We start from the raw sequence: 15,060 nt of genomic DNA, 5'->3' as shown, positions 1-15,060 counted from the left end.
TCCGACCCCGGGAGCACGTCCACCTCCGGCTCCGCGAGCGGCACCCCGGCCCGAGGCGGCAACGCGTCGACCAGAGGTACGCCCGCGAGCGGCGCCTCAGCCCCCGGCGGCGGCGCGCCGATCGGAGGTACGCCCGCGAGCAGCGCCTCAGCCCTCGGCAGCGGCGCGCCAGGAGGTACGCCCACGGGTGGCGCCTCGGCCGGGGGTGGCGGCGCGCCAACCGGCGCGGCCGTCAGCCGGCGCAGGCGCTGGCGTACCTCTGTCTCCTCGTCGTGCGACACGGCGCGACGCTATGGCGACGGGCGGCGCGGCGGGGTGCGGTGGCCTCGCCCTGTGGATAGCCGAACCCACTGTGGACAACGCCCTGATCAAGTCCGGATCTGCTATGGCGCCGGCAGCTTCCCAGCTCGGTTGACCGAGGCGATGGCTGGCATCCCCGGCAGGTTGGCCGGCACCGCCACCAGGCCATGCCGGCAGGCCGCGGTGATGAGTTGTCGCGCCCGGACCCGTCACACGTACGACGGGACACGACGAGGCGGAAGGATGACGTGATGAGTGCGGACATGCGGCTGGAGGAGCTGGGCGTGAGCGGTCTGGGCGAGGTCGACGAGCCGGCGTTCTCGGGGCTGGCGCAGCGGCACCGGCGGGAACTGCACGTGCACTGCTACCGGATGCTCGGGTCGTTCGAGGACGCCGAGGACACCGTGCAGGAGACGTTCCTGCGTGCCTGGCGGCGGCGGGAGACCTTCGCGGGGCGGTCGACGTTCCGGGCCTGGCTGTACCGGATCGCCACCAACGCCTGCCTCGACCTGCTCGCCAAGCGTCGCCCGGAGCCCGCGACCGGCGGCGAGGTGCTGTGGCTACAGCCGTACCCGGACCGGCTGCTCGACGAGCTGCCCGCGGGCGACGCGGACGAGCCGGAGACCGTCGCCGTCGCGCGGGAGACGATCGAGCTGGCGTACCTGGTCGCGGTCCAGCACCTCGCGCCGCGCCCGCGGGCCGTGCTGATCCTGCGGGACGTGCTCGGCTGGCCCGCGAAGGACGTCGCAGAGTTGCTCGGAGACTCCGTCAACTCGGTGAACAGCGCGTTGCAGCGTGCCCGCGCAGGCATGCGGGAGCACCTGCCCGCCGAGCGGCAGGACTGGACCGGCGGCGAGGAGGACGCCGGGACCCGCGACCTGGTGCGCCGCTTCACCGACGCCAGCGTGGCCACGGACATCGACACACTCGCCACGATGCTGCGGGACGACGTCCGCTGCTCGATGCCGCCCACCCCGGGCCTGCACATCGGCCGCGACGCGGTGGTGCAGGACTGGACCGAAGGCGGCTTCGAGGACCTGGGGCGCCTGCGCACCGTCCCCACCTCCGTGAACCGCCAGCCCGCCATCGCCTTCTACCTCTGGCGCGAGCAGGAGCAGGCGTACCTGCCGCTGACCATCGACGTACTGCGTATCACCGGCGGCGCCATCACCGAGATCACCATCTTCCACAACGACCAGTTCCCGCGGCTCGGGCTGCCGGAGCGCCTGCCGGCGTACGGCACGGAGTAGTCCCGGTGCCGACGCTCACGCTGCGCGGCGGCGGGCGTGTCGCGGTGGTCGCGGCCGAGTGGCGCGACGCGTTCGGCGTCGTCACCCGCGGGCGGGTGCAGCTGGAGCTGCGCGACGGCGAGCCCGGGCCGGTCCTCGGCCGCGACGCCGGGTTCTGGTTGCGCGGCACCGGCGTCCGCGCCCTGCGGAACCCCGGCCGTCGCACGGCGAGGGTGCGCATCGTCACCCCGCGTCGCGCGCCAGTCAACACATCCCGTACGCCAGTTGCCGATCGATGGAGGAACGACATGGACAGCATGAATGACAGCGGGGTCGTGGCGAGCCCGGCGTCGGGCCGGACCAGCCACACCCACCGACTCCGCGGGCTCGCGGTCACCGGCTTCCTCGCCACGCTCGCAGCGATGGTGGCCACCACCCTCGCCGCCGCGCTCGCCCGGGCCGTTGGCGTCGATTTCGAGATCCCCGATGGTGGCGAGACGATCCCGTTGGCCGGGTTCGCCGTGGTGACCGGCTTCTTCTCGGTCGTGGGCATCCTCATTGCCGTCGCTCTTCTTCGCTGGAGCGCTCGCCCCGCCGAACGATTCGTCTGGACGGCAGTGTCGCTGACCGCGATCTCGCTGGTCCCGCCCCTCCTCTCCGGGGGAGACACCGGCACCGTCACCGCCCTCCTCGGGCTGCACCTCGTCCCTGCGGCGGTGATGATCCCTACCCTGACGCGGAGCCTCCGCACCCACCTTGCGGAGTGAAGACCAGACGCCATCCGGTTCGGCCGGGGTGCACGGGGTATCTGGTTGCGTGCACCCTGGCCGGCCCCGGCAGTAAACCCAGCGCTCGAAACAGTTGAGCCCGGCGCACCCATCACGGGTGGCCGGGCTCCTGCTTGTCTGTGGTCAGCTGACGGTGCCGATGCCCTTGGCCAGGTTCACGAAGCTCTGCCAGGCAGCCGGCTCGAAGGTCAACGTTCCGCCGTCGCGGTCCTTCGTGTCGCGGACGAGAACGACGCCGGGAAGGTTGTCGGCGACCTCGACGCACGCCCCACCGTTCGAGCTGCTGCGGGTGCTGGTGCGCCAGTGGGCGCTGGTCAGGTCATCCATGCTCGCGCTCTCATCAGATCGACGGTCAGGTCTCGCGGTAGCGCTACCGACCTCACGGTATCCCACACAGCCCACAAGGGAGCAACGTCGTTACTGATGCGCCCCGATGCCTGGTCGTCGAGGTAGCCGACATCCTCGCCTGCCGGTGTGCTGGCGATGACGAAGGGTCCTGCCTGGCCGGGGTGGAAACCAGCCGTCAGCGGGACCACGTGAATCATGACGGCGGGACGCTCGGCGAGCGCCATCAGGTGATCGATCTGCTCGGTCATGATGTCGGGTTTCCCGCGTCGTAACGCGGCCTCATCGATGACGAAGACGGTGAGCGGCGGACGAGGCCGTTCGAACACGGCAGCCTGACGGCGAAGGCGTGTCTCGACGTGCCCCTGGATATCGTCGGTGGTCCAGTGCCCGCTACTCAACACGGCTCGCGCGTATGCCTCGGTCTGAAGGAGACCGGGTAACACGGCGGACTCGTACCACCGCAACGCGACAGCCTCGCGTTCGATGTCGGCCCAGGGCCGAAACCAGGCTGGCTCTCGCCGCTTGAACAGATCGGGCCAGAGGTCCGACTCTTCACGGCCTAGGATCCCCGCGACCTTCGATCGGTGACGAGTCTGCGGAATACGTCCGGGATTCGCCCACTTGGCGGCCGTCTTCGGGTCGACGCCTATCTGAGCTGCGAGGCTGTCCGCTGTCTCGCCCGCTGCCGACATCGCCTCGATGACTGCGTGGTTCATCCAAATCCTCCATGGAACGTTCTGCACGTCCACAGGAGATACTGCTACGCAGTGTGTTCGACCCGCAACCCTTGGCAAGGTGCTTTGTAGACGGCGCGGCCGGCAGGGAACCCGATCCCGGCGGACGCGTTCGTAGCGGGGCCGCTCCCACGGGCGAGCACTCACCGGGGCGGCCCCTCCCACCAGCCTTCAGGGGAAGACCGTGCCGAACGACGAGCCACCGCCGAAGCCCGTGAACCCACCGCCAGCGGTCGCGAGGACCGCGCGCAAGGTTCAGGCCGGCGACGTCCTGCTCCTGACCCGTGCGGCGAGCCCGCAGTTCGTCCGGCCCGTCACGGCGCGGGTCATCCAAGTGCTGGACTGGATCACGTACGACGGCTGGCTGTGGATCGACGCGTACCAGCTCGGGCCGGACGGCATGGCGGTGGACCGGCGGACCCTCTACTTCCTGCCCCGGAATGCGCAGTGGGTGCAGGCGTCCGCGGTCGTCCGCGAACGCCGCCGGCCGGTCCGTCGGGCGCCGATGAAGGTGGGCGGATGATCACCCGCTCGGAACACCCCGTGATCAGGCCCTCGTGGCGCTGCCGTACCTGCGGGATTGCCTGGCCCTGCTCGGCGGCGAAGCTGCGTCTCCTCGGCGAGTACCGCGATGACCGTCCGGCCCTGCTGATCCACCTGGCGTCCCTTCAGCAGGAAGCCGCCCGCGATCTCGCCGCGCTGGACCCGAGCAACCCGCCCGCCAACCTCACGGACCGCTTCGTCGACTGGGCTCGTGTCCGCTGACGCGAGAACGACCCGCACGTGAGCCGACCGAGGTCAGCGGGCCTCCGGGTCGAGGCCGAGCACGGCCCGCCCCCCGTCCACCGGCAGGGTGACCCCGTTGATGAAGCTGGCCGCCGGCGACAGCAGGTACGCGACCGCCTCCGCCACCTCGTCGACCGTCCCGATCCGGCCCACCGGGTGCAGCCGGGTCAGCTCGGCGTCGATCCACTCGGCCTGGGTGGGCTCCTGGTCGGCGAGGAAGTCGCCGTGCCGCTCGGTGGCGATCGAGCCGAGCGCGACCGCGTTGGCCCGGATGCCGTGCCGCCCGTACTCGACGGCCAGCGCCCGGGTCAGCCCCTCCACGGCGGCCTTCGCCGTCGAGTACGGCAGCGCGCCCGACACCGGCCGGCAGGCCTGGTGCGACGAGACGTTCACGATGGCGCCACCCGCGCCGGCGGCCAGGAACCGGCGGACGGCCACGGCGGCGCCCACCACGGCGGGGCGGAGGTTCTGGCCGATCAGGTCGAGCACCGCGTCGGCCGACGCCGAGTGCAGCGCGGCGTCCCGGAACACGGCGGCGTTGTTCACCCAGCCGGTCAGCGGCCCGGAGCGCTGGGCCAGCTCGGCGGCGCGCTCGGCCACCTGCTCGTCGCCGGCGTCGCCGATGACCGCGACCAGCCGGTCGGCGGCCGGATGCCCGGCGAGCCAGTCCACCGCGTCGGCGTCCCGCTCCACGACGACGACGGTGGCACCGGACGCCACGAGTCGTTGCACCACGGCCCGGCCGACGCCACGGCCGCCGCCGGTCACCACGCACGACGTGGACACCGGGCTCAGCCGCCCGGCCTGCGGTGGACGACGACGCAGGCCAGCCCCGGGCCGGCGTGTGCGGCGACCACGGCGCCGGCCTCGGAGACGTACGTGTCGTGCAGCCGGTCGCCGAGTCGCTCGGTGAGCGCGGCGAGCAACGCCTCGGCCCGCTGCGGCGCGGCCAGGTGGTGCACCCCGAGGTCCACCTCGTCGTCGCCGGCCGCCTCGACGGCCAGGTCGACCAGCCGGGCCACGCCCCGGCTGGCGGTGCGCACCTTCTCCCGCAGCACGATCGAGCCGTCCGGCATGTGCATGATCGGCTTGACCGACAGGGCCGTGCCGAGCAACGCCTCGGCGGCGTTGATCCGGCCACCACGGCGGAGGAACTCCAGCGTGTCGACGTAGAACCAGACGGTGGTCCGGGCGACGGCGGCGAGCGCCGCGTCGCGTACGCCGGACAGGTCGGCACCGGCCTCGGCGGCCGTGGCGGCCGCGATGGCCGGGAAGCCGAGCCCCATGCCGGCCGAGCGGCTGTCGACGACCTCGACCCGGCCGTCCAGGTCGGCGGCGGCGAGCCGGGCCGCCTCGACCGTGCCGGACAGGCCGGCGGAGAGGTGCACCGAGACGACACCGTCGGCGCCGGCGTCGAGGAGCTGACGGTACGTCTGGGCGAACTGCTCGGGCGCCGGCCGGGAGGTGCTGGCCGTGACCCGCCGGCCGCTCAGTGCCAGGGTGGCGTCGGCCGGCTGGGTCTCCACCCCCTCCAGCCCCTCCGCGCCGTTGAGCACGACGGTCAACGGCACGACGGTCAGCCGGTGCGCCTGCACCAGGTCGGGGGGAAGGTAGGCGGTGGAGTCGGTGACAACCGCGACGGGCATGCCCGGCACGCTAGCCGATCGGGGCGCTGAACGCCGAGGCGCGAGCGCGCCGGGCAGCGGGGGCCGGTCGGAACGGGACGGCGTTCAGACCGCGTCGGCGACAGCCGGGACGGCGATCAGGCCGACGTTGTGCGCCCGCAGCTGCCAGCCCCGGACGTCGTCGTGCCGCAGCTCGGTCCAGTGGCAGTTGGCCAGCGAACCGACGCTGCGCAGCACGCCGGCATCCCAGCCGAGCAGGTGACCGACGCCCTGCCGGGAGCCGCCACCGTGGGTGGCGATCACCACGGTGCCGCCGGGTGCCGCGTCGGCGGCCTCCTGCAACGCGGCGGCGACCCGCTGGCCCAGGTCGGGCAGGGGCTCAAGGTCCGCGCCGGGGGCCGGGTCGCCGGACCGCCAGCGGGCGTACTCGGCGGGGAAGCGCTCGGCGACCTCGGTCAGGTGCAGGCCCTGCCACTGCCCGAAGTGCCGCTCGCGCAGCCGGGCGTCGGTGCGGACCGGCAGGCCGGTCAGCGCGGCCAGCGCGGCGGCGGTCTCCGCGGCGCGGCTCAGGTCGCTGGACACGATCGCGTCGGGACGCAGCGACGCGAGCAGCGGCGCGGCGTCGCGGGCCTGGTCGCGGCCCAGCTCGTTGAGAGGTACGTCGGTCTGCCCCTGGACGCGGTTGGCGGCGTTCCAGTCGGTGTTGCCGTGCCGCCAGATGATCAGCCGGGTCATTCGGCCGTGGCGGACCCGCTGGCGTCGGCCTCGACCAGGTCGCGGTCGACGAACGGGATCGTGGGGCAGTCCTTCCAGAGCCGGTCGAGCGCGTAGAACTCGCGCTCCTCGGTGTGCTGGACGTGCACCACGATGTCGACGTAGTCGAGCAGCACCCAGCGGCCGCCGCGCTCACCCTCGCGCCGCACCGGCTTGGCCTTCTCCGGCAGCTCCAGCAGGCGCTCCTCGATGGCGTCGACGATGGCCAGCACCTGACGCTCGTTGGGGGCGGCGGCGAGCAGGAACGCGTCGGTGATGGCGAGCTGGTCGCCGACGTCGATGATGGTGATGTCCTGCGCCTTCTTGTCGGCGGCGGCCTGGGCGGCGGCGATCGCCAGCTCGTGAGCGCGTTCGGAAACTGTCACCGTTCTCCTTCGATCAACCGTGCGATCCTCCAAGCGTCTCATACCCGGCGGCGCCCCGACTTGTCAGTTCTGGTCGATTAGCCGCATGAATGGGGGTGAACCGGGCGTGGTCAGCGCTGATACAGGTGCCGTTTGGCGATGTACTGCACCACACCATCGGGCACCAGGTACCAGACCGGCTCGCCCCGGGCCACCCGCGCGCGGCAGTCGGTCGACGAGATGGACATCGCCGGCACCTGGATCAGGCTGACGGTGTCGGCGGGCAGGTGCTTGTCGGTGAGCTGGAAGCCGGGCCGGGTCACCCCGATGAAGTGGGCCAGCTCGAAGATCTCGTCCAGGTCCTTCCACGACAGGATGCGTTGCAGCGCGTCCGCGCCGGTGATGAAGAACAGCTGCACCTTGGGGCCGTACTCGGCGTGGAGGTCGCGCAGCGTGTCGACGGTGTAGGTCGGCCCACTCCGGTCGATGTCGACCCGGCTGACCTGGAACCGGGGGTTGGAGGCGGTGGCGATGACGGTCATCAGGTACCGGTCCTCGGCGGGGCTGACCGGCTCGTCCGCCTTCTGCCACGGCTGCCCGGTGGGGACGAAGACCACCTCGTCCAGGCCGAAGCGGTCGGCCACCTCGCTGGCCGCGACGAGGTGCCCGTGGTGGATCGGGTCGAAGGTGCCACCCATGATCCCGATCCGCCGGATATCTTCCTCCACCCCGTGATCGTAGGCCGGGCGTCGCGGCCCACCGTTTCGGCCCGTCGACGGGTGACGGCGGCGACCAGTCGGCCCTGCTCCTGAGCGGGACGGCGTCGGCCTCCGGGCAGCACCCTGTCGAGGGTGATACCTGTGAGTCATATTTATGACTCACAGGTATCACCCTCGAACGACAGGCAGCCCCGGGCAGGGCAGCAGGCCCGGCACGCGGTCACGGCACGCGGTCACGGCACGCGGTCACGGCACGCGGTCACGGCACGCGGTCACGGCACGCGGTCACGGCACGCGGTCACGGCACGCGGTCACGGCACGCGGTCACGGCACGCGGTCACGGCACAAAGTCGCGACCAGGGGTCGCAGCGAGGGTCGCAGCAAAGGGTCGCGGCACGACGACACACGCGCTTATACTCGTGTACGAGTAATCGCTGACGAGGATGGGAGCGTGTCGTGCCGAAGCGGCGCAAGGTCGGCAACCTGCTGGCGCTGGCCGTGCTGTCCGCCCTGGTCCAGCGGCCGATGCACCCGTACGAGATCGCCACCGCACTGCGCGCCTGGGGCAAGGACCAGGACATGGAGTTCAAGTGGGGATCGTTCTACACGGTGATCCGCAACATGGACAAACACGACATGATCGAGGCCGTGGAGAGCGTGCGCGACGGCCGGCGCCCGGAACGCACCGTCTACCGGATCACCGACGTGGGTCGGGCGGAGCTGGTCGACTGGGCCCGCGAGCTGGTCTCCACCCCGATGCCGGAACATCCCCGCTTCCGGGCCGGCCTGTCCGTGCTCGCCGCGCTGCATCCCGACGAGGCCACCGCCCTGCTGCGGCAGCGGCTCGACCTGCTCGACGACGCGATCCGCCAGGACCGGGACACCCTCGACGCGCACCTGCGGGAGATCCCGCGGCTGTTCCTGGTGGAGTCGGAGTACGACCTGGCCATGCGGACCGCCGAAGCGGCCTGGCTGCGGGCCCTGCTCGCCGAGCTGACCTCGGGCGGCTACCCGGGTCTGGACACCTGGCGGGCCTTCCACGAGACCGGCGAGATGCCGGCGGAGCTGACCGAGCTGGCGGAGAGGACCAGCACCCCGGCCCCTGACACCCCCGACTGACGGACGGCTCCGGCGGGGTGCGCCAACACCCCGCCGGAGCCCTTACCTCGAACCGACACCTGGGAAGGCGCCCGGCCCGAAGCGGCAACCACGAGGATAACCGCGCTCCCTCCCAGGTCGGTCGCACGCGCACGCACCGACGACACCCAGGGAGAGAGCATGACCACGGTACGAACCGCGATCGTCATCGGCGGCGGCATCGCCGGTCCGGTGACGGCGCTCGCGCTGCGCCGCGCCGGCATCACCGCCACCGTCCACGAGGCGTACCCCGAAAGCGCCAGTGGGGCCGGCGGCATCGGCGGCACCCTCGCGCTCGCGCCCAACGGCGTGGCCGCCCTGCGCACGGTTGGCGCGGACGAGGCGGTGACAGCCATCGCGACCCCGATCGAGCGCACCGTGATGGCCGTCGGCCGCCGCCGCATCGACCTGCCCACGCTGGCCGGGGTGCCGCCACTGCGGGTGGTGCACCGGGCCGAGCTGCACCGGGTGCTGCACGACCGGGCGGTCGCCGAGGGCGTCCCGTTCGCGTACGGCAGGCGGTTGGTCGCCGCCGAGCAGACCGACAGTGGCGTGACCGCCCGCTTCGAGGACGGCAGCACCGCCACCGCCGACATCCTGGTCGGCGCCGACGGCATCCGCTCGACCGTCCGCGGTCTCATCGACCCGGCCGCACCCGGCCCTCGGTTCACCGGGCTGCTCGGCTTCGAGGCGGTGGCCCGGCACGAGGTGGACGCCGAGCCGGGCACGATGACCTTCGCGTTCGGGCGACACGGCTACTACCTGTACTGGCCGGAGCCCGGCGGTGGCACCCGCTGGGGCGCCAACCTGCCGCACCAGCGGCCATTGAGCCTGGTCGAAGCCCGCGCGGTGTCGGCGGCGCGGTGGCTGGACACGCTGCGCACCACCTACGGCGACGACGATCCGGGCCGGGAGCTGATGGTGACCAGCAGCGCCGACGAACTCCAGGTCGTCGGCTCGTTGCAGATCATGCCGCCCGTGCCGCACTGGCACCGGGGGCGGATGGTGCTGCTCGGCGATGCGGCGCACGCCCCGTCGAACAGCTCCGGTCAGGGCGCGTCACTGGCGATCGAGAGCGCGGTGCAACTCGCCCGCTGCCTGCGTGACCTGCCGGACGTGGCCTCGGCGTTCACCGCGTTCGAGCGGCTGCGCCGCGCCAGGGTGGAGAAGGTCGCCGCCCGAGCGGCGCGGATCAACCACGCCAAGGCGCCGGGGCCGGTCGCCCGGACGCTGATGCCGCTGCTGATGCCGCTGCTGGTGCGCACCGCGATGGACCCGGAGAAGACGGTCGCCGGCGAGCAGCGCTACGTCATCGACTGGGACGCCCCGGTCACGACGGAACCGGCGCTGCGCTGAGCCCAGGCGCGGGGTGGCCCGCCAGCCACCCCGCGCCTGCCGGTCTCAGGCCGCCGCGGCGGCTACCGCCGTCCGGGCGACCAGCGCGCGGCGCAGGTCGTCGTCGGCGTCGGTGACCACCCGACGCAGGCCGGGGGTCAGGTCGTCGCGGGCCAGCAGCGCCGCGGCCGCCTCCCGGGTCGGCTGCGCCACGGCGTAGCGGGGGAACGCCAGAGCGGCCACCCGGTCGGCGGTCCAGGGAGTACGGCGACGCGCGGCCGCCGGCATGTCCGCGAAGTACCGCTCGACGTACGCCGCCGTCAGCTCGGCCTGCTCGGGCTGCCAGAACCCCTCGGCGGTCGCCTCCAGCAGCCGACTGGACAGCTCGGTGTCCCCCACGATGATCTCCCACGCCGCCTGCTTCGCGACCGGGTCGGGCAGGGCGGCCCGGCAGCGGGCGGCCCGTTCCGCGCCCGTGGAGCTGGGGTCGGCGGCCGCCTCGACGGCGATCTCCGCCTCGCCGGCCGCGCCCAGCACCACCAGCCGGCGCAGCACCGCCCAGCGCAGCTCGGCGTCGACCTTCAGGCCGGTCGGCACGTCGCGGCCGGCGAGCCAGCCGGTGAGCAGATCCGCGTCGGTGGTCGCGGCGATCCAGCCCCGCGCGCCGGCGAGCTGCAACGACTCCCCCGCTGGCGCGCCGTCGAGCAACTGGCGGCAGGCCCCGGCGACCCGGACCAGCGCCGCGGACCGGGTCAGCGGGTCGAGGTAACGGTCGACCAGGGACCGGCTGAGGGTGAGCACGTCCTCCGCGATGATCACCTCGGTCTCGGCCGGCAGCGCCGCGACCATCAGCTCGACCAGGCCGCTCACGGGCCGCTCGCCGTCGGTCGCCGCGTCCAGCGCCTCGCTCCACAGCACCGCCCGCGCCAGCGGGTCGGTCAGCCCGGGCAGCACCAGCGGCACGGCGTCCGCCGACGCCGAATCGAGGCGCACCTTGGCGAAGGTGAGGTCGCCGTCGTTGGGCAGCAGCAGCCGGGCCGCCGCAGCGCCGGTCAACCCGTCGAGCACGGTCCGCCCGCGGTCGGCGGCCGGGTCGAGATCCACCTCGTCGCGCTCGACGGTGCCGTCCGCCGAGTAGCGGCCCACGCCGATCCGGTGCGGGCGCAGCACCGGGTGCGACTCGGGCGCGGTCTGCACCACGGCCACCTCGGTGTAGCGGCCGTCGACGTCGACGGCGACCTCGGCGCGCAACGTGTTGACCTGCGCCCGCCGCAGCCACAGCTCGGCCCAGCCGGACAGGTCCCGGCCGCTGGCGGCGGAGAGGCTGGCCAGCAGGTCGGCGAGGGTGGCGTTGCCGAATCGGTGCGCGGCGAAGTGCGCGTTCAGGCCGGCGAGGAACGCTTCGTCACCGAGCCACGCGACCAGCTGCCGCAGCACGCTGGCGCCCTTGGCGTACGAGATGCCGTCGAAGTTGAGCAGGCCCTCGTCGGTGTCGGCCACCTCCTCCGGGGCGACCGGGTGGGTGGAGGGGCGCTGGTCGGCGGCGTACCCCCAGGCCTTGCGGCGCATGGCGAAGGTGGTCCACGCCTGGTCGAAGCGGGTCGCTTCGGCGGTGACCCGGGTGCCCAGGTATTCCGCGAAGGACTCGTTCAGCCACAGGTCGTCCCACCAGCGCATGGTGACCAGGTCACCGAACCACATGTGCGCCATCTCGTGGGCGATGGTGGTGGCCCGCAGCTCCCGCTGGGTGTCGGTGACCGCCGAGCGGAACACGTAGTCGTCGCGGAAGGTGACGATGCCCGGGTTCTCCATCGCGCCGGCGTTGAACTCCGGCACGAACGCCTGGTCGTACTTGCCGAACGGGTAGCGCTCGGTGAAGAGCTGGTGGAACCGGTCCAGGCACTGCCGGGTGATGGTGAAGATCTCCTCGGCGTCGGCGTCCAGGTGCTCGGCGAGCGACCGGCGGCAGTAGATGCCCAGCGGCACGCCGTCGTGCTCGGCCCGCCGCACGTGGTACGGCCCGGCGATCAGCGAGAAGAAGTAGGTGGACAGCGGCTCGGTGGGGGCGAACTCCCACCGCCCGGGCGCCGGGTTGGCGGCCACGTCGGCGTTGCTGGCGACCGTCCACTCCGGTGGGGCGGTGACCGCCAGGGTGAACGTGGCCTTCAGGTCGGGCTGGTCGAAGGCGGCGAAGAGGCGCTGCACGTTGTCGAGGAAGGTCACCGCGTAGAGGTAGGTCTCGCCGTCGGCCGGGTCGACGAACCGGTGCATGCCCTCCCCGGTGTTGGAATACGTCATCTGCGCCTCGACGACCAGGGTGTTCTCCGCGCCCAGGTCGGTCAGCGGGAGCCGGTTGTCGGTCAGGACGCCGGGGTCGACGTCGCGGTCGTTGAGGCGTACCGCCAGGAGGGTGGCGGGCTTGACCTCGGCGAAGGTCGCGGTGCCGGGGGTCGCCCGGAACCGGATCTCGACGCGGGAGCGGAACAGCTCGCCGCCGCCGGTCAGGTCGAGGTCCACCTGATAGGACTCGACAGTAATCGCCGCGCCACGCGCGGTCGCCTCTACACGGGTCAGGCTCGGCATCCGCTTATCCTGCCCGATGGGGATCCGCACGCGGTCACCACACGACCCTCGGCACTGGAGGAAAGAACCATGGCGCAGCACCCCAAGGGCGACTTCGACCTCTCACGGGCGGTCTGGCAGCGGGCCGACGGGGACACCTCCGACAGCGCCGTCGAGGTCGCGTTCGTCGACGACCTGATCGGGATGCGCAACTCCGCCGAGCCGGAGGGGGCGGTGCTGGTCTTCACCCAGGCCGAGTGGGACGCGTTCGTCGCCGGCGCGCAGGACGGCGAGTTCGACCTGGACTGACGACGCCGGCCGGCAGCGTGCCGGCACCGGCTCGGCGAGGTGAGGGTGTCCCGATGCCCGCGACACCTCCACCTCGCCGACGCGGGGCGGGCCGTGGGCAACCGCTCAACCATCGGCGTCACCGTCGCCCCAGCCGAGGCCGCCGGGGCCCGGGGCGTGGTGGAAGCCCGGATGCTCGGCCACGTCGACGCAGCGCTCGCCGTCCGGGCCGACCGCTCCGCAAAACAGCCGCTCGGCCCGGTGCCAGGCATCGGCCGGCGACAGGGCCGCCGCGCCGAGCGCCAGCTCCGGGCGGAGCAGGCTCAGCGCCTCCGCGTACGTCACCGCCAGCTCGCGGGCGTCGGCCATGCCGGCCGCCGTGAAGCCCAGGTGCACCGTGAAGAACCGGTGCGGCCGGGTGGGCCGCCGGGGCGGCCCGATCAGCGCCCCCGGGTCGCGACTCCGACCCGCACCGAGGCCGCCGACCGCCCGACGCTGCCGCCAGTGCGGCGATCTGTTGTCCCGCATCCGCCCTCCCCGTGATTCCTTGTCGCGCCCCGGCCGCACCATCGGCCCCAGCCGCCCCGGCCCTCGTCGCCGCCGACCACTCACCCGGAACTCAACCAGGTTCCCGCGCCGGTGGGAGGGGCCAGCGGACGCCGATCCGGTGGACGGGCCGCGCCGCGCCCGCCGGCCGGCGCACGACCGATGCCGGTGCCGCGATTCAGGAGCCCCGACCTGGGTAGACGCACCCGGCCGAGCAGACCGGCCCCATCCGCACGTGAGGAGACCCGATGGCGACCATGCCGGCCGACCGCAGCCCGGACAGCACGCTCGCGTTCCTCCGCGCCGGCTACCGGTTCATCGGGGAGCGCTGCGACCGGTACGGCAGCGACATCTTCCAGACCCGGATCCTGCTGGCCCCGACCATCTGCCTGCGCGGCCGGCCGGCGGCGACGCTGTTCTACGACGCCGAGCGCTTCCAGCGGCGCGCGGCGATGCCGCTGCGGGTGCAGCGGACACTGACCGGCCGGGGCGGCGTACAGGGGCTGGACGGGTCGGAGCACCGGGATCGCAAGGCCATGCTCATGTCGATCATGACACCGGTCGCCATCCGGCAGCTCGGGCAGCTCTTCGACGACGAGTGGCGGGCCCGGATTCCGGCCTGGGAGGCCGCCGCGCCGGTGACGCTCTACGACGAGCTGGGTCGGCTGCTGACCCGGGTCGTCTGCGCCTGGGCCGGAGTGCCGCTGGCCGAGTCACAGGTCGACCGCCGTACCGTCGAGCTGCACGCCATGATCGAAGCTCCGGCGCTGGTCGGCCCCCGGCACTGGCGGGGCCTGCTCGCCCGACGGCGGGCCGAACGCTGGATCGCCGGCATCGTCGACCGGGCGCGGACCGGGATCTCCCCGCCTCCCGCCGGCAGCGCGCTGAAGGTGATTGCCGAGCACCGCGACGCGCGGGGCAGGCTGCTCCCCCGCCGGATCGCCGCGGTGGAGCTGCTCAACGTGCTGCGTCCGACGGTCGCCGTGGACCGGTTCATCGTCTTCGCCGCGCTCGCCCTGCACGACCATCCCGCCTGGCGGCAACGGGTCCGCGACGACGACGAGGCCACCGAGCAGTTCGTCCAGGAGGTACGCCGGTACTACCCGTTCTTCCCGACGGCCGCGGCCCAGGTCCGGCGCTCGTTCGACTGGCAGGGCCATCACTTCCCGCGAGGGCGACGGGTGCTCCTCGACCTGTACGGCACCAACCATCACCCCGCGCTCTGGCCCGAGCCGGAGCTGTTCCGCCCCGAGCGGTTCGCCGGCCGTACCGTGGACCCGTTCCAACTGATCCCGCAGGGCGGCGGCGACCACTGGACCGGACACCGCTGCGCCGGCGAGTGGATCACCATCGACCTGATGAAGCGGGCGGTCACCAACCTGACCAGCGCCATGCGCTACGAGGTGCCGCCCCAGGACCTGGCCCTGGACCTGCGCCGGATGCCGGCACTACCCCCGACCGGCCTCACCCTCACCAACATCCGCCGCACCGCCTGACCCGCCACCCCGCCGATCGTGCTGGTGATCGGCGGGGCGGGGTGCGGTC

The 15,060-nt window shown here is 72.9% G+C and carries 17 protein-coding genes and 1 pseudogene; 8 read left to right on the top strand and 10 right to left on the bottom strand.

The window, feature by feature from the left end; translation table 11 throughout:
- A pseudogene (locus EAD98_RS30665) lies at positions 1–281 on the bottom strand (hypothetical protein); the annotation flags it as partial.
- Positions 282–551: 270 nt separating this feature from the next.
- Here EAD98_RS30665 and EAD98_RS09420 point away from each other — a divergent pair.
- Positions 552–1,550 (top strand): RNA polymerase subunit sigma-70, encoded by a 999-nt coding sequence (locus tag EAD98_RS09420; protein WP_121653668.1) that lies wholly within the window; start codon positions 552–554, stop codon positions 1,548–1,550.
- Between the two features lie 5 nt (positions 1,551–1,555).
- Positions 1,556–2,296 carry a DUF6069 family protein gene (locus EAD98_RS31500; protein ID WP_121653667.1) on the top strand — a complete coding sequence of 247 codons (741 nt, stop codon included), beginning with the start codon at positions 1,556–1,558 and terminating at the stop codon, positions 2,294–2,296.
- Between the two features lie 144 nt (positions 2,297–2,440).
- Here EAD98_RS31500 and EAD98_RS09410 read toward each other — a convergent pair whose 3' ends face one another.
- Both EAD98_RS09410 and EAD98_RS09405 read right to left on the bottom strand, forming a co-directional pair.
- Entirely contained in the window at positions 2,441–2,635 is a 195-nt protein-coding gene (locus EAD98_RS09410; RefSeq protein WP_121653671.1) for a DUF397 domain-containing protein, read from the bottom strand.
- Positions 2,632–3,381, bottom strand: a complete 750-nt coding sequence (locus tag EAD98_RS09405; RefSeq protein WP_121653666.1) for a DUF5753 domain-containing protein — start codon at positions 3,379–3,381, stop codon at positions 2,632–2,634. The genes EAD98_RS09410 and EAD98_RS09405 overlap by 4 nt, the downstream gene beginning before the upstream one ends.
- A 232-nt stretch (positions 3,382–3,613) precedes the next feature.
- Here EAD98_RS09405 and EAD98_RS09400 point away from each other — a divergent pair, with 232 nt between their 5' ends.
- Together EAD98_RS09400 and EAD98_RS09395 are read left to right on the top strand one after the other, a co-directional pair.
- Positions 3,614–3,922 carry a hypothetical protein gene (locus EAD98_RS09400; RefSeq protein WP_121653670.1) on the top strand — a complete coding sequence of 103 codons (309 nt, stop codon included), beginning with the start codon at positions 3,614–3,616 and terminating at the stop codon, positions 3,920–3,922.
- Positions 3,919–4,164: a flavin reductase gene (locus EAD98_RS09395; RefSeq protein ID WP_121653665.1), complete on the top strand. Its 246-nt coding sequence runs from the start codon at positions 3,919–3,921 to the stop codon at positions 4,162–4,164. Before EAD98_RS09400 ends, EAD98_RS09395 begins: the two co-directional genes overlap by 4 nt.
- A 33-nt stretch (positions 4,165–4,197) precedes the next feature.
- On the opposite strand, the gene EAD98_RS09390 is transcribed toward EAD98_RS09395, so the two are convergent.
- The 5 genes from EAD98_RS09390 to nadD all read right to left on the bottom strand — a co-directional run bounded on the left by EAD98_RS09390 (position 4,198) and on the right by nadD (position 7,656).
- Positions 4,198–4,971 (bottom strand): SDR family NAD(P)-dependent oxidoreductase, encoded by a 774-nt coding sequence (locus tag EAD98_RS09390; protein ID WP_121653664.1) that lies wholly within the window; start codon positions 4,969–4,971, stop codon positions 4,198–4,200.
- A gap of 5 nt (positions 4,972–4,976) precedes the next feature.
- Positions 4,977–5,831, bottom strand: a complete 855-nt coding sequence (locus tag EAD98_RS09385) for a DegV family protein (protein ID WP_121653663.1) — start codon at positions 5,829–5,831, stop codon at positions 4,977–4,979.
- 84 nt (positions 5,832–5,915) lie between these two features.
- On the bottom strand, positions 5,916–6,545 hold the full coding sequence (locus tag EAD98_RS09380) for a histidine phosphatase family protein (protein WP_121653662.1): 630 nt from the start codon (positions 6,543–6,545) through the stop codon (positions 5,916–5,918).
- Positions 6,542–6,949: a ribosome silencing factor gene (gene rsfS, locus EAD98_RS09375; protein ID WP_089019415.1), complete on the bottom strand. Its 408-nt coding sequence runs from the start codon at positions 6,947–6,949 to the stop codon at positions 6,542–6,544. The genes EAD98_RS09380 and rsfS overlap by 4 nt, the downstream gene beginning before the upstream one ends.
- Before the next feature lie 110 nt (positions 6,950–7,059).
- Positions 7,060–7,656: a nicotinate-nucleotide adenylyltransferase gene (gene nadD / locus EAD98_RS09370; protein WP_121653661.1), complete on the bottom strand. Its 597-nt coding sequence runs from the start codon at positions 7,654–7,656 to the stop codon at positions 7,060–7,062.
- A 447-nt stretch (positions 7,657–8,103) separates the two neighbouring features.
- Here nadD and EAD98_RS09365 point away from each other — a divergent pair, with 447 nt between their 5' ends.
- The gene (locus EAD98_RS09365; protein ID WP_121653660.1) at positions 8,104–8,766 is read left to right on the top strand and encodes a PadR family transcriptional regulator; all 663 of its coding nucleotides are present in this window, start codon (positions 8,104–8,106) and stop codon (positions 8,764–8,766) included.
- 159 nt (positions 8,767–8,925) lie between these two features.
- Entirely contained in the window at positions 8,926–10,140 is a 1,215-nt protein-coding gene (locus EAD98_RS09360) for an FAD-dependent monooxygenase (RefSeq protein ID WP_121653659.1), read from the top strand.
- Positions 10,141–10,185: 45 nt separating this feature from the next.
- On the opposite strand, the gene pepN is transcribed toward EAD98_RS09360, so the two are convergent.
- Positions 10,186–12,702: an aminopeptidase N gene (pepN, locus tag EAD98_RS09355; protein WP_121653658.1), complete on the bottom strand. Its 2,517-nt coding sequence runs from the start codon at positions 12,700–12,702 to the stop codon at positions 10,186–10,188.
- A gap of 69 nt (positions 12,703–12,771) precedes the next feature.
- Between pepN and EAD98_RS09350 the strand changes: the two genes are divergently transcribed.
- The gene (locus tag EAD98_RS09350; protein WP_121653657.1) at positions 12,772–12,990 is read left to right on the top strand and encodes a DUF397 domain-containing protein; all 219 of its coding nucleotides are present in this window, start codon (positions 12,772–12,774) and stop codon (positions 12,988–12,990) included.
- A gap of 105 nt (positions 12,991–13,095) precedes the next feature.
- Here EAD98_RS09350 and EAD98_RS09345 read toward each other — a convergent pair whose 3' ends face one another.
- Complete coding sequence (locus EAD98_RS09345; RefSeq protein WP_121653656.1) at positions 13,096–13,497, bottom strand: hypothetical protein; 402 nt, start codon at positions 13,495–13,497, stop codon at positions 13,096–13,098.
- 266 nt (positions 13,498–13,763) lie between these two features.
- On the opposite strand from EAD98_RS09345, the gene EAD98_RS09340 reads away from it, so the two are divergent.
- A complete protein-coding gene (locus EAD98_RS09340; protein ID WP_121653655.1) occupies positions 13,764–15,011 on the top strand; it encodes a cytochrome P450 in 1,248 nt (415 codons plus the stop codon).
- Positions 15,012–15,060 lie beyond the last annotated feature (49 nt).

Source organism: Micromonospora sp. CV4, from assembly GCF_003667455.1.
GTDB lineage: Bacteria > Actinomycetota > Actinomycetes > Mycobacteriales > Micromonosporaceae > Micromonospora.
Note: the sequence above shows the minus strand (reverse complement) of the source record. Positions and strands in the feature narration are given on the sequence as shown.

Coding starts and splice junctions, on each gene's coding strand:
- EAD98_RS09420 (WP_121653668.1), top strand. CDS start 552: ATGAGTGCGGACATGCGGCTGGAGGAGCTGGGCGTGAGCGGTCTGGGC.
- EAD98_RS09405 (WP_121653666.1), bottom strand. CDS start 3,381: ATGAACCACGCAGTCATCGAGGCGATGTCGGCAGCGGGCGAGACAGCG.
- EAD98_RS09395 (WP_121653665.1), top strand. CDS start 3,919: ATGATCACCCGCTCGGAACACCCCGTGATCAGGCCCTCGTGGCGCTGC.
- EAD98_RS09385 (WP_121653663.1), bottom strand. CDS start 5,831: ATGCCCGTCGCGGTTGTCACCGACTCCACCGCCTACCTTCCCCCCGAC.
- EAD98_RS09380 (WP_121653662.1), bottom strand. CDS start 6,545: ATGACCCGGCTGATCATCTGGCGGCACGGCAACACCGACTGGAACGCC.
- EAD98_RS09360 (WP_121653659.1), top strand. CDS start 8,926: ATGACCACGGTACGAACCGCGATCGTCATCGGCGGCGGCATCGCCGGT.
- pepN (WP_121653658.1), bottom strand. CDS start 12,702: ATGCCGAGCCTGACCCGTGTAGAGGCGACCGCGCGTGGCGCGGCGATT.
- EAD98_RS09350 (WP_121653657.1), top strand. CDS start 12,772: ATGGCGCAGCACCCCAAGGGCGACTTCGACCTCTCACGGGCGGTCTGG.
- EAD98_RS09345 (WP_121653656.1), bottom strand. CDS start 13,497: ATGCGGGACAACAGATCGCCGCACTGGCGGCAGCGTCGGGCGGTCGGC.
- EAD98_RS09340 (WP_121653655.1), top strand. CDS start 13,764: ATGGCGACCATGCCGGCCGACCGCAGCCCGGACAGCACGCTCGCGTTC.